The sequence below is a fragment of the Paenibacillus sp. FSL F4-0087 genome, from assembly GCF_038020215.1.
Lineage (GTDB): Bacteria > Bacillota > Bacilli > Paenibacillales > Paenibacillaceae > Paenibacillus > Paenibacillus taichungensis.
In genome coordinates, this window is record NZ_JBBODJ010000001.1 from 2,248,598 (window position 1) to 2,262,830 (window position 14,233).

The 14,233-nt window shown below is 50.5% G+C and carries 10 protein-coding genes; 7 read left to right on the forward strand and 3 right to left on the reverse strand.

Annotated features, from left to right (window positions below; translation table 11 throughout):
- Positions 1-322: 322 nt before the first annotated feature.
- From MHB84_RS10470 to MHB84_RS10480, 3 genes are all read left to right on the forward strand, one after another.
- Positions 323-1,354 (forward strand): ribonucleotide-diphosphate reductase subunit beta, encoded by a 1,032-nt coding sequence (locus tag MHB84_RS10470; RefSeq protein WP_024632189.1) that lies wholly within the window; start codon positions 323-325, stop codon positions 1,352-1,354.
- A 207-nt stretch (positions 1,355-1,561) separates the two neighbouring features.
- Positions 1,562-2,536 carry an SMI1/KNR4 family protein gene (locus MHB84_RS10475; RefSeq protein WP_076290596.1) on the forward strand — a complete coding sequence of 325 codons (975 nt, stop codon included), beginning with the start codon at positions 1,562-1,564 and terminating at the stop codon, positions 2,534-2,536.
- 17 nt (positions 2,537-2,553) lie between these two features.
- On the forward strand, positions 2,554-3,591 hold the full coding sequence (locus MHB84_RS10480) for a phosphotransferase family protein (protein ID WP_076290597.1): 1,038 nt from the start codon (positions 2,554-2,556) through the stop codon (positions 3,589-3,591).
- A gap of 92 nt (positions 3,592-3,683) precedes the next feature.
- Here MHB84_RS10480 and MHB84_RS10485 read toward each other — a convergent pair whose 3' ends face one another.
- Positions 3,684-5,495, reverse strand: a complete 1,812-nt coding sequence (locus tag MHB84_RS10485) for a S9 family peptidase (protein ID WP_076290598.1) — start codon at positions 5,493-5,495, stop codon at positions 3,684-3,686.
- A gap of 129 nt (positions 5,496-5,624) precedes the next feature.
- Positions 5,625-6,044, reverse strand: coding sequence for a metallothiol transferase FosB (gene fosB / locus MHB84_RS10490; RefSeq protein ID WP_076290599.1), 420 nt, complete (start codon positions 6,042-6,044; stop codon positions 5,625-5,627).
- Positions 6,045-6,212: 168 nt separating this feature from the next.
- Here fosB and MHB84_RS10495 point away from each other — a divergent pair, with 168 nt between their 5' ends.
- The 4 genes from MHB84_RS10495 (at position 6,213) to MHB84_RS10510 (ending at position 12,040) form a co-directional block, all read left to right on the forward strand.
- Positions 6,213-7,112 carry a glucose 1-dehydrogenase gene (locus tag MHB84_RS10495; protein ID WP_076290600.1) on the forward strand — a complete coding sequence of 300 codons (900 nt, stop codon included), beginning with the start codon at positions 6,213-6,215 and terminating at the stop codon, positions 7,110-7,112.
- Between the two features lie 204 nt (positions 7,113-7,316).
- Entirely contained in the window at positions 7,317-8,927 is a 1,611-nt protein-coding gene (locus MHB84_RS10500) for a gamma-glutamyltransferase family protein (RefSeq protein WP_076290601.1), read from the forward strand.
- A 425-nt stretch (positions 8,928-9,352) separates the two neighbouring features.
- The gene (locus tag MHB84_RS10505; RefSeq protein ID WP_083679017.1) at positions 9,353-10,360 is read left to right on the forward strand and encodes a BMP family ABC transporter substrate-binding protein; all 1,008 of its coding nucleotides are present in this window, start codon (positions 9,353-9,355) and stop codon (positions 10,358-10,360) included.
- Between the two features lie 27 nt (positions 10,361-10,387).
- Positions 10,388-12,040: a methyl-accepting chemotaxis protein gene (locus MHB84_RS10510; RefSeq protein ID WP_076290602.1), complete on the forward strand. Its 1,653-nt coding sequence runs from the start codon at positions 10,388-10,390 to the stop codon at positions 12,038-12,040.
- 504 nt (positions 12,041-12,544) lie between these two features.
- On the opposite strand, the gene MHB84_RS10515 is transcribed toward MHB84_RS10510, so the two are convergent.
- Positions 12,545-14,212: a bifunctional ADP-dependent NAD(P)H-hydrate dehydratase/NAD(P)H-hydrate epimerase gene (locus tag MHB84_RS10515; protein WP_076290603.1), complete on the reverse strand. Its 1,668-nt coding sequence runs from the start codon at positions 14,210-14,212 to the stop codon at positions 12,545-12,547.
- Positions 14,213-14,233: the final 21 nt, after the last annotated feature.

Genomic DNA, 14,233 nt, shown 5'->3' on the forward strand with positions numbered 1-14,233 from the left:
CAAAATGGCGTTGCCCTGGTACTTTTTTGCCCAAAACACGATCACAACATCATGAGATGTTGATATAGATGCCACATTATACAACCCTAATATATAAAAGAATTAATGATTACACGATAACGAAGAGGACAGAACAAAGCTGAAGAAGCGGAGCTAAAAGCTTTCTGAAAGAAAGCTGCATCGGAAGCATACGCTTCGCCTTTATCACCGGATTTTCCCTTATAAAAGAGGGAATCAAAAAAATCAGGGGATAACAGCGATCGGAAGGTTGTTCTGTCATCGTAGTTATACAGTGTAAATTCATTCAAGGAGTGAACGGATTATGCAATTGCAGAAAATTTTCAATACCGAAGCGCCTAACCAGTCTACCCGTATCATTGAAGGGGAATGCTCAGGCATTCTGAACTGGAACGATATTCGTATGCCTCATATGTACAAACTGTACAAAGTACTGCTGCTCAACCACTGGATCGCGGATGAAATTCCTATGTCCAAGGATGCTTCCCAATTTGCCCAATTGGACCCGGAAGAACAGCGTACATTCAAAGTCAACATCTCCCTGCTCGCTGTATTGGACTCCATGCAAACGATGTTTGTAGGTGACGTGAAACGTTATTTCACGGATTCTTCACTGGAAGCGATCTCGGCAATCATCGGACAACAGGAAGTTGTACACAACCAATCGTACTCTTACGTCCTGTCCTCCATCGTATCCGATCGGGAGCAAAAGGAAATCTTTGAATACTGGAAACATGATCCGGTGTTGCTTGACCGTAACCGGTTCATCGCCGACATCTACCAAACCTTCCGGGATAACCCGTCTCCACAGACGTTCTTCCAGGCCATGGTAGCCGATCTGGTACTTGAAGGTATCTTCTTCTATAGTACATTTGCCTTCTTCTACAACCTGGCCCGTGACCAGAAGATGATGGCAACCAGCCAAATGATCTCTTATATTCAGCGCGACGAGAACCAACACTGCTACTTCTTCGCTGAAGTGTACAAACAGCTGCTGGTAGACTTCCCTGAACTGAACACACCAGAGAACATGGACTATGTGTACAAAACAATCAACCGTGCCGTTGAACTCGAAACCAACTGGGCGCACTACACTCTCAGCAACGTACGCGGGATTGACCTGAACGAGTTGGAAGACTACATCAAGTACATTGCTAACAAACGCTTGCGTCTGATGGGAATGGAAAAAGCATACGAAGGCGTGGATGTAAACTGCATGCCTTGGATCAAACCTTTCTCCGACGAAGCACTGAATGCTACGAAAACAGACTTCTTCGAAGCCAAATCCCGTAACTACGGCAAAGTCGGCGACGATAACGGATTCGACGATCTGTAAGTTGATTGATACAGTAAGCTTAATTTAATGAACGCAATCTAATAAAAAATGCACAACACTCCCCTTATTGAAATGTCTTGATGGCTTTCTGCTTGTGGGAGTGTTTTTTCTATACGACTGGATAGGATACTGTACCCATCCATCCTGCAAGTTTGTAAGATATAATGGAAAAAGGTTCACATTCCCCTATTGAAATGAGGCATAGTGATGGAAAGAGAACTGCTGGAACAACTAAACAAATGGCATGAACAGGACCAGTTCCGTCTCATTATTGAACGTATTCAACAAATCCCCGAATCCGAGCGGGATTATGAGTTAATTGGACAACTTTCCAGAGCGTATAACAATGAAGGACGTTACCGTGAGGCTGTCCAACAGTTACTATCCGTCCATGAACAGGGGGCAAGAGACCCTCTCTGGCAGTACCGGTTGGGTTACGCTTATTATCATATGGCAATGTATGAGCAGGCACTCAAAGCTTTTGAGATGGCAAACGAGCTCTTGCCCCATGACGAATCGACTATCGAATTTCTCGAATGGACACGGCCCAAAGCAGAAAAAATGCAACAGGATCGACAGCGCCATCAAGAGATATTGTTGGAGTTAGAGCACAGTGGCAGGCTGAACAACCTTAGAGCCGCTTCCGGGTCCTACGATCCAGTTTCATTCTGGGAACAGAGTGAATATGCGTTGGAAAGTTATGTATCTCCACCGTTTGACGAGGAGATGATCCAAACCATGGAACAGGAGCTAGGCTACAAATTACCTGCCTCCTATATCCAGTTAATGAACACACAGAACGGCGGAATTCCCGCACACACCGTTTTCCCAACCAAAGAAGCCACTTCATGGGCCGAAGACCATATCGCCATTACGGGGATTATGGGCATTGCACGGGACAAGTCCAATACACTGGGCGGAGAATTTGGAAGTCGTTTCATGATTGAAGATTGGGGATATCCTGAGCTCGGTATTGTGATCTGTGATTGTCCATCTGCCGGACATGATGTGGTGATGCTGGATTATCGATTCTGTGGCCCTGAAGGCGAACCTGCTGTGGTACATGTGGATCAGGAAGACGATTATGAGATTACATATCTGGCGCCTAATTTTGAAGCTTTTATTCGCGGATTGGTTCATGCTGATACGTTTGATCTATCTGACGAAGAGGATGAAGACTGAGAGCGCAGGAGGGGCTTATGACAACCCGTATTTATTTTGGCTCCAATAAACTTGGTGAGATTGAGCGAGTATCCTTGCAAAAGGCGCTTCATGATTTTAATTTGGGAACGCTTATGGATTATAAGCGAACCAATGAGGGTGTGATGGGTCAGACACTTCTTATTCGCTCTTCAGAGGGAGAATATATTCTGAAAGGCAACCCATTATATGCGGGACAACTTCAGGAAGAGCAATTCTTTGTAGAACAGCTGAGAACTCACACCAACATTCCTGTACCTGATCCATATTTATTACATGAAGATACCGATATATTGGGCTGGAGCTATGCCATCATGCCCCGATTACCTGGAATGCACCTGCATGATCCGTCATTACAGGCTTCACTTTCACAGGAGGATCAGGAAAAGATCGCTGCGATGCTTGCCCAGTCGTTAGCAGAACTTCACCGCTGGAAGGTCCCTGATGCGGGAGAGTATGATCCTGTAGCAAAGCAGATCGTTCCCTTTGCAGGCAAATATCTGGACTGGCTCTATGGGACAATCCATCACTGGCTGCAAGATGCTGCAAAGTACTCCATGATAACAGACGAGGATACACAGTGGGTGGACGAGCAATTAAAAAACGCTGAATCTGCATTTCAATCCATGCCTGTTCCTGGATTTGTGATGGGTGATTTTAAGGTCGAGAACTTTGTGATTCAGAGGAATGATGATAGCCTTACTTCGGACTGGGAGATTAGTGGTCTGTTTGATTTTACAACGGCCTATTTTGGAGATGGCACAGCCGACCTAACCAAAATGACAGCCATGTATGTACGCGAAGGTCAACCCGAACTTGCCAAACGATTCCTTCACGGTTACCGGGAGGTTGTATGCGCAGCGGATACGGAGCGATACCAGCACTTTGCCACACGTCTTAGGGTGCATCTGCTCTATCAACGTATTTTGTTATGGGGTGAATGCAAAGCAACAGGCCGAGTGACCTGGGCAGCGGATATGCCTTTTGCAGATTGGGCGGAGCAGTACATGAATTCGGTAATTGCTTTGCTGGATTAGCACAACAAAAAACCGCCAGAAGGATGAGATGCACTCACTCCTGGCGGTTTTCTCAAACCATCATATATTTAAATCGGATACGATCCTATGAATTAAGGTTGTGCAATCGGCACTTCTTGATGTTTCTGCAAAAACTCCAGCATCCGCCGATAAACGAGAATCTCATTCGTTTTTCTGGAGAAGCCATGACCCTCATCATCCAGAACGATGTATTCCACGTCTACCCCTTTCCCCTGCAACGCGGCCACGATCTGATCGGATTCCGCCTTCACGACCCTTGGATCATTGGCACCTTGAATGACCAGCATCGGGTTCACCATCTGGTCAAGATACGTAATCGGAGAATCCTTCGTTAAGCGTTCGCGGTCACGGACCGGATCACCCAGCCAGTTGTCCATCATCGGTTTCCAGTCTTCCGGTACGGATTCTAGGAAGGTAAACAGGTTGCTTGGTCCAAAAATATCAACCGCAGCGCGGAATAATTCCGGATGACGTCCTGCCAGCAGCAAGGTCATATACCCGCCGTAACTGCCCCCCACCACGAACAGCCGATCCGGTGATGAGATGCCCTCGTCAAACAGCCAGTTTATACCGGCAACACAATCTAGCCTTGGGCCCTCACCCCAATCCCTCTCAACCATTTTGCCAAACTCGGCGCCATATCCAGTGCTTCCCCGGAAGTTCGGAGCAAAAATATGATAGCCCTGAGCCAGCATCATTTGGAACATCGGACGAAAGAATTTTGCTTCCGATGCCTGTGGCCCGCCATGCGGCCAAAATACCGTGTAACCATTAGCCTGTTCCGGTTTTGCTTTGAAAAAAAGCGCCTCGATCTCCAGTCCATCGTAGGAGTTATATCGAATGACATCCGGGTAGACAAGATCGCTCGGATCAAGCCCTGTTACCCGATTCGCAGTCAGTGGTTCCCAGGACGCATTACCTGCCATCAACCGATAGATATTATGCGGCTGGATAGCTCCACGCCCCAAGATATACACATTTCCAGCTTTGGTGACTGTCACATCCTCCACCGTATCGAGCGGCATGTCTACACGTCGAGGCTGCTCAGAGCCTTTGTCCAGCGCGTACATCCGATTCTCGGGACCTGTAAACGTCCAGAAGTATAACGTCTCGGAATCCTTGTGCCAGCGGATGATATCCACGTCTTCTCCCTCCACTTTGCACAGCGGACGAAATTCATGAGTATCCAACCGATATTCAGCCACATAGGTGTACGGCTCGTTATCATTGGTGATCATCAGCAGCCGATTATGGTCTGCAAACAGAACATATGAGACCTGACTCTGCCGCTCAGAGACCGGAATAATGGATTCTGACTCACCGTTCCGGTACACGTATGCTGTCTGGTAGGTATTGGAATATACATTCAGGATTACGTAGGCTTGTTCATCCGGACTCACAGCAGCCAGATTGCTTGTCACCTCTTCCCCCTGATGCAGAAGCTCATCCTCTCCCGTTTCAAGGTTAATTCGGCGTGAATTGAGATAGCTCGGGTTATCCCTGCTTGTCATATAATAAAGACGCTGTCCATCCTCGGACAAATAGGAGAAATAACAACGATCATCGGGCTCTGCCGGCACAACAGGAAATGGGACCCCACCTTCCGGTTGAAGGGCATACAGATGATAATTCTCATCGCCATCCCGATCAAACGCCGTGAGAATATGACGTCCTTCCGGGTCTGGTTTGATAAACTGGCTGCTCTGATTCAAATACGTCAAAGGATACGGGTAGCCACCCGGCAGATCCATCGCCCAGATATTGGGCTGTCCATTCAGATTGCTGTCAAAAAACAAACGTTTCTCGTCGGCTGATACGGCAAAATGGGAAATCCGATACGTCTGGAAATATTGTTCCACATCCGGTTTGGGAAACTGAATCATGACAAACCTCCTTGAGTATGAACGAAGTATCAAACAGTGGTAAATTAAGGGTGTATTTGTCCATATTATATGTACATCCATTGTTTGCACAATAGATATGTCATATTTTTTCCATTTCAGCTCATTCGATTACGTATAAAAGGTCATATGGGGTTTATCCTCACGGTAATAGTCAAGTCTCTGCTTCATATTTCCGGTATGTAGCTCGAACAGATGACCATCGGGATCGGTAAAATAAATGGATGATGCATCCTTCGGATCGCGTGGTCTTCCGGGAAGAATGTGAGCCCCGGCTGCTCGCAGTTGCTGTACAGACTCGTCGAATTCATCTTCTTTTACGGTAAATGCAATATGTGTATACGTTCGTTCCGTATAGTTGCGAATGACATCTTCCTGATTCAAAGCGATCCATAGTCCGGCAAGTTCAAAATATGCCAGCTTCCGGCCTTTCACCTGAATACGGGCACCGAGAGCCTGCTCATAAAAGGTAATGGACCGTTCCAGATTGGATACGGAAAAGCACAGATGATTAATCCCCTGAATATTCATTGGGCTCCTGACACCTCCACATTTTAATGAACTGTTGTAATAGCTACATCCTTATTATGGTATATTTTGCACCAAAAACAAATGCCCTTCTTCCTCCTGGCGCACCTTCTTCTGGGCGAATGCATAGTTTAGGCGTATGAATGAATGTGCGAGGAGGATGTAAATCGAATGAATCCTGTCTATCCTTTTTACGGTGAGAAAACGGTGTGCAAGCCACAAAATCTGGCTTTCCCACCCCAGCATCAGGACCAGCAGCCTGGTCTGGAAACCCTGATGGTGCCTGAACCGATCAGCGAAGATCCTGCTTATATTGGCAGCTGCAAGCTGAAAGGCAAGGTTGCGATTATTACCGGTGGTGACAGTGGAATCGGCAGAGCGGCAGCTATTGCTTTTGCCAAGGAAGGTGCAGATATCACCATCGCTTATCTATATGAACGGACCGACGCCGAAAGGACACGTGAACGTATTGAAGAGCTCGGACAACGGTGTCTGTTAATCGAGATTGATCTGCGGTTGAAGAAAAACTGCGAGGCTGTCATCCGTACGACCATGGAAACCTTCGGAAAGATCGATGTCCTTGTAAACAATCATGGCGTGCAGTATGTACAGCCAAGCATTGTCGATATTACGGAAGAACAGTTGTACCATACATTCCAGACGAATGTCTTTGCCTATTTCTTTCTTATTCAGGCGGCTCTCCCACATCTGTGTAAGGGTGCTTCCATTATTAATACAGCTTCCATTACGGCCTATAAAGGTAACGTGCAGCTGATTGATTACTCCTCCACCAAAGGGGCTGTGGTTTCTCTGACACGGGTACTCGCCAAATCGCTCGCATCCGAAGGAATCCGGGTGAATTGCGTGGCTCCGGGACCCATATGGACACCACTCATTCCGTCCAGCTTCTCCGCTGAAGACGTGCAGGTATTTGGAACCGAGACGCCGATGGGCCGGGCAGGCCAACCTTATGAACTTGCGGCTGCCTACGTTTATCTCGCTTCCCGCGACTCCTCCTATGTCACTGGTGAGTGCATTCATGTCAATGGCGGCGACATGGTAACGACCTAGTCATCTGGAGAACACCTTAAATCTTTGAGAAAGATATAATGGCACTGAAATGAATGCAACTGTATCATCCCCGTTCACGGGCTATGTTAGGTGTGATTTCGCGTTGGCAGCAGGAGATCACGTTACCTGTTCCGAAGAGGGTTAGGAGTAATTGATCCGGCGAGCCGGAACCTGACATCTTGCGACAAGGAGCTGAACAACCTGATGAACTATGATCCACTCTACCAACCGTATCCGTCTTATCGCGTGCCCGTTTATGCCAAACAAGGCATGGTCGCCACTTCACAGCCTTTGGCTGCACAAGCGGGTCTGGACGTGTTAAAAAAGGGCGGCAACGCCATTGATGCCGCTATCGCCACCGCTGCTGCGCTCACCGTGCTGGAGCCAACGTCTAATGGCATTGGGGGCGATGCCTTTGCCCTCGTCTGGACCGAGGGCAAGCTGCATGGCCTGAATGCCAGTGGGCCTGCGCCTCAGAGTATATCGATTGAGGCGCTCAAAGCGGCAGGCCACTCGGAGATGCCGAAGCTGGGGGTCATCCCGGTGACGGTGCCTGGCGCACCGGCGGGTTGGGCTGAGCTGAGCCGCCGATTCGGACGGCTTACGCTGGCGGAAGCGCTGGAACCGGCTGTCCGCTACGCGGAAGAAGGTTACCCGCTTGCGCCGGGGCTGGCTCGCCATTGGGCACGGGCAGCCGATATCTATGCACGCCAGGGCGATGCGGAAGCAGGGCGTGCGTGGTTTGAGACGTTTGCCCCAGGCGGGCGTGTTCCGGCCGTGGGCGAGATGTGGCGTTCGCCGGATCATGCGTCTACACTGCGCCGGATTGGCGAGAGCGACGCGCGAGACTTCTATGAAGGCGAACTCGCGGAGCGTATTCACTCTTTTATGGCAGAACACGGAGGTTACCTGACCAAAGAAGATCTGGCTGCATTCCAGCCTGAATGGGTTGATCCGATCTCGGTCTCCTATCGCGGATATGACGTGTGGGAGATCCCACCGAACGGTCAGGGGCTGATTGCTCTGGCTGCGCTCAATCTGCTGAAGGGCTTTGATTTTGAAGAAAAGGAATCCGTCCTGGCATACCACAGGCAGCTGGAAGCCATGAAGCTTGCGTTTGCCGATGGGGAGAAATACATTACCGAGGAACGCAAGATGGGCGTAACGGTGCAGGAATTATTATCCGAAGCGTATGCAGACGAACGGCGCAAGCTCATTGGTGATATGGCACTTCCGCCTGAAGCAGGCGACCCAAGGGCAAGCGGAACGGTGTATCTTGCAACGGCAGATGGTGAGGGCAACATGGTTTCCTTCATTCAGAGCAACTATATGGGCTTCGGCTCAGGGCTAGTTGTGCCAGGCACAGGCATTGCCCTCCAAAACCGGGGACATAATTTCTCGCTTGATCCCAATCACGCCAACGCACTGGAGCCGGGCAAACGGACATTTCATACAATCATTCCGGGTTTCCTCACTCGCGGTGATGAAGCGGTCGGACCATTCGGGGTCATGGGCGGTTTCATGCAGCCCCAGGGTCATGTGCAGGTCGTCATGAATACGGTGGACTTCCACCTCAATCCACAGGCTGCGCTCGATTCTCCGCGCTGGCAGTGGACCAAAGGCAAAACGATTCTGGTTGAGCCCGGATTCCCTCAGCATATTGCACAAGCACTTGCCCGCAAAGGGCATGATATACAGAACGCCCTCGATCCATCGATGTTTGGACGAGGCCAGATCATCTGGCGCAACCCGGACAACGGCGTATTGTGCGGCGGCACGGAAAGCCGGGCAGATGGCTCAGTAGCAGCGTGGTAATACGCGCTGCAAGTGCAGCTGAATGAGAGCGGGAACCCAACGCTCAGGAGTATTGCATATGCTGCGGGAACCGGGAAAACTGTTCATATATATGAATGTATTTATTCATGATATGTAGGCATTCATCATTCGTTTGGTTTCAAGGAAAGGGTAACGAAGAGATCTAATCGGTCTCTTCGTTACCCTTTTTTTGTCTTTCTTTTTTCCGTTGACCAGCAAGACGTAGTACAGGTTGTGTATAGAATTCATGCCTCTTCAGATGTAAATTCTATGTATAATTTATGGGTTTCATTGGAATTTCATTGAGTTTTCGTAAATTTTCATCCTTACCCATTATGGAGACTCTGCTCTCATCCGATATACATATAGAGGAATTGCTCACCTCACACGTCATCTCCATCTTATAGAAAAGAGGGCATACGCACATGAAAACACAATGGAAAATCAAATTCGGGTTCACCATGATGATGGTTCTGGTTGTTCTGATGCTGGGAGCATGTTCGGCAACCGATAAGGTGTCCCCCGCAGATCAGCGAACCAAAGTCGGAATCGTTCTTACGGATGTCGGGCTAGGTGATCATTCTTTCAGTGACGCATCTTTTGAGGGATTGGTACAGGCAAGAAACGAGAACAGTATTGTTTTTGATTACAAGGAACCGGGAAAGGATTTGACATCCGAGGCAGCTTTTGAGCAATTTGCGAAGGATAAGGTTGATCTGATTATTGGTCTAAGCGACACGATAAAAACCGATTTGGAGAAGGTTGCTCAGAAGTATCCCGATCAGCACTTTCTCATCATTGACGGGCATTCCGATCTCCCCAATGTGACCTCCATGTCCTTCAAAGCAGAAGAAGGCAGCTATCTTGCAGGTATCATTGCTGGCTTTGCAACAAACGATGACCATGTTGGCTTCTTGGGTGGAATGGATATTCCGGTGCTTCACGATTTCCAGCAAGGTTTTGAGCAAGGTGTAAAGGCAGCCAATCCGGATGCCACAGTCCATGTCGTATACGCCGGGGATTTCGGCAATCCTGATCTTGGAGGAAAGCTCGCGGCGCAGATGATTCAGGAACAGCGTGTTGATGTCATTTACGTTGCTGCTGGACTGACAGGCATAGGCTCAATTTCGGAGATTCAGCGATTGGGTAAATACGCTATTGGCGTGGACCAGGATCAGTTCTTTTTAGCAGAAAAAGCAATACTCACTTCCATGCTCAAAAATGTAGATGTCTCTCTTCATAACGCCATTAATACGTTCATTCAGAACCAACATTCATTTCCCGAAAAAGAAATGTTCTATGGTCTGGCAGAAAACGGCGTAGGTTTAACCGCCCTACATAACATCACACTCACGGACGAACAAGAGCAAACATTCGAAGATTTGAAAGCACAGATCGCTTCCGGCAAAACCAAAATTACCCTAGATCAATAAACCAATTGCTAATATGGAGGCACGCTTATGAAATTGCAGGGAAAGCTGATATTGAATGCTATAGTATCGTTGCTGTTATGCCTTTTGCTTGTAGCCTATATCATTATTCAATTGCTAAACATGAATGCCAAAAATCAAAATCTGGTGCCTGCCATGCTGAAGGTCACGGAGCTGAACGCTAACCAGATACAGACCGAGCAGGCGCTCGATGTGTACTCGTTCTCCATGACAGCTGGCAATCAGGATAATGTAGCACGCTTGCTGAATGAAGGTAAAACCATGGTAAAGCAGCTCACAGAAGGCTTGCTGGAAACGGATGAACAGCTTCGCCTGATTCAATCGATCCAAACCAAATTAACGGCTCTGGACACGGGCGCCACCGAAGCCATCACAGCCATGAACAGTTCGGACGCCAAACGTTTCAGCTCACGGGTCAAAGGCATACAAAATGATATTTATATGCTGGATGAGGTGACCCGGGATCGATATGACCAATATACAGTAGATCTTGAACAAGATATTCAGCGGACCTGGCAGATTGCTCTAGCCGGAGCCATCATCCTGCTTGTCGCTGTTCTGCTGTTCAATATGTACACTTCACGCAAATTGGCGAGACGCATCCGCACCTTAAAGGAAGCCGCAGGACAAATTGCGAACGGCGATCTTACGCAGCAGCTTCCGGAGACACGAGGCAAGGATGAACTGGATGACTTAAACCGCTCCTTCCGTCTTATGACTGGGAACATACGCAGTATCATTCAATCCATTGGTGCCGCAGGAAACCGTGTTGATGGGATGGCGCAGGACATTGACCGCGGTAATGATACCGTGCAGGCCATTGTGCAGCAAGTATCCAGAACAACCGAAGAGCTATCGATCGGCAGTCAGAAAATTGCTGAGGATCTAAGTGACACGGTAATGGTCGTGGACAAGATGCAGCATATGTTTGAAAGCAACCTTCAGGCAACTTCACAATCGGCCATCTATGGTAACGAAGTTTTGACTTCTGTGCAGGAGGGACACATTGCCGTACAGGAACAGCTTCGACTGGCTGAAGTAAACCGGATTGCCATGTCTGAGGTAGAAAAGACTGTCCAGGAATTGGAGGAGAGTGCCTCCCGGATCGCAACGATGACTGCTTATGTATCAAGCATCGCTACACAGACAACCCTTCTGTCTCTGAACGCCTCCATCGAAGCGGCACGTGCAGGTGAAGCCGGACGCGGCTTTGCTGTCGTCGCGGGGGAAGTGAAGAAACTGGCGGAGCAATCAGAGCAATCGGTACAGCATATCTTTGGGGCTGTCGGCGAAATCACAGCAGCTATGGGTAAAGTGAAAAACTCTGTGACACAGAGCATTCAGCTCTTTGCAGAACAGGAGCAGGCCACCGGAAAAACCGGTGAATCCTTCTCCGGCATTCGTCACAGTGTAGAGCGAATTAGCACAAGCATTAACCAACTTACGGAAGACATGCAGCAGTCCAGTGAACTAAGTGCACAGGTTCAGCAGGCGATTGAAAGTATAAGTGCCATTACGGAACAATCTGCCGCAAGCAGTGAGGAAATTACAGCTTCAACGGCCGAACAGCAACGTTCGTTCGCCGAAGCAAGCACTAAGGTGAAAACCCTGCGGGATATCAGTGCAGAGATGCATCAGGAACTTTTACGGTTCCGGTTGTAGTTGATCCATGATAAAAGAATGAAGGGAAGCGGCTGTACCGGAGGTTGGAAGGGACTTCCTTTCTCGGGTCGAAGCGCTAATCCATTCTAACGAATCGACCACACCTGAATTGGAGGATTTGGGTTGAATGTACAGATTAACGAACTTCAGTTACGTTATTCTCGTTATAATGGTACAAACTTAGGCCAGAACCTGCCGATCAGTGAAATCACGTCGCTGGATTCGTTAAAGCGCAGAATAATGGATAATGCAGCTCATAGCGTGTGTTTGATTCGTTAAAAGTTAATACCACTAAAAAGGGATGTCCTCGTCATGTTTATGACTATGGGACATCCCTTGCTTTATCTTATGAGTGGCTTATATCTTTGTGCTGTGTGCAGAGGCATGCAGCACATGAAGGATATGTACTCTCTAACTGCACCTATCACACGAGCTCAAAGCAGTGTACATGCAGCTTATGAAGTAACGATTTACCAAGAGTGCTGCACCAATCATGCCAGAGATTTATAGGGCATCCACGATATCCCCGGCGAGCAGGGATGCCGGATCACCGCGCAGCAGCGCGGCTCTCTCCCCTGCCTGGCCGTGGAGGAACACGCCAAAGGCTGCAGCCTGCTCCGCGCTGAGCCCTTGGGCGAGCAGACCGGCGATGATGCCGGTCAATACGTCTCCTGCACCGCCGGTTGCCATGCCGGCGTGCCCCGTGGTGTTGATATACGCCTCGCCGGATGGCGTTGCGATGACCGTTCGTGCTCCCTTGAGCACCAGGGTCACGCCCTGCTCGCGGGCGTACCGTGCAGCGTGTTCGATTCGGTCACGCTGCACTTCGGGGGTCGACATGCCCAGCAGTCGGCCCATCTCCCCGGGGTGCGGCGTCAGGATAGTCGCCGCACTTCGTTTGCCCCAGTCGCGAGGCGCTGTTGGGCCAGCGTCTGCCAGCATGTTGAGGGCGTCCGCGTCGATGACGAGCGGGCGATCCGAATGTTGCCACAGACGGCGCAGCCAGTCTGTGTCGCCTTTGAAGCGGCCGAGGCCCGGGCCGGTCGCGAGCACGTCGCGGCTTTCCGCGAGACGCAGCACAGCGTCTGCGGAAGCCGCGTTCCACTCGCCGCTGTCGCCATCTGCGGCGGCAGCAAGCATGAGCTCGGGCACGGTGCCGATGACATGCGGCAGCAGTGCCGCTGGCAGCGCCCATGTGGCGAGCCCGCAGCCAGCGCGCAGCGCGGCTTTGGCCGAGAGCAAGCCTGCGCCGCTCATCGGCAGACTGCCTGCGGCCAGCAGCACGTGGCCGTAGGTGCCCTTGTGGCCGTCCGGTGCCCGGAGACGGCCCGTGTCCACGCGCAGCGCACTGCGCAGCACCTCTTCCGTCAGCAGACGGACCGAGGGGCCATGCTCCGGCGCAAGCCGCGCGGGAATGCCGATGGAGCGCACCACGATGCGCCCCGCCGCAGATGCGCCCGGGTACTGCACCAACCCGCGCTTAAGCAACGCGAGACATACGGTCACCCGGGCTTGAATACAGGGCTCATATACCTCTCCGGTGTCGGCATTCAGCCCACTTGGCACATCGGCGGACACGACCGGCTTGCCGCTGTCGTTCGCCGCCGCAATCAGCGCCGCGTATGATCCACGCGGCGCCCCACGCGAGCCGGTGCCCAGTAGCGCATCTACGATGCCTGTGCACCGGCTGAAGTCCACGGCTTCGCGCCCATGGACCAGAGCAGGGATGCCGAGCTGCGCGGCGGCATCCCGCTGCACTGCGGCTTCGCCCCGCAACGCATCAGGCGCATCTGCGTAAACCAAAGTCACGCCGAGCCCCGCTTCAACCAAATGGCGCGCCGCAACCAGCCCGTCGCCGCCATTATTACCCTTGCCGATCAGCATGTACCACTGCTGATCGCCGGGCTGCTCCATCACGAGCGCCGGATCGGCGATGATGTCGCCACCATGAACAGGCCGGTCCCCCGGCCCGGTGTGCGCCCGCTTTCCGTTTTTGTTCCAGCAGCCATGCTGCTCCGAACGGCGGTTAGCATCGTCTTCCCGGCACAGCCGGATAACTTCCTCGGCGATAAATCTTCCTGCATTTTCCATCAAACTAGCAGCAGGAATGCCAAGCTTGTGAATCGTATGCTCATCCACAGCTCTCATCTGTTCAGCGGTTACGATAAACAACGCGCATCCCTCCCCGGGGGT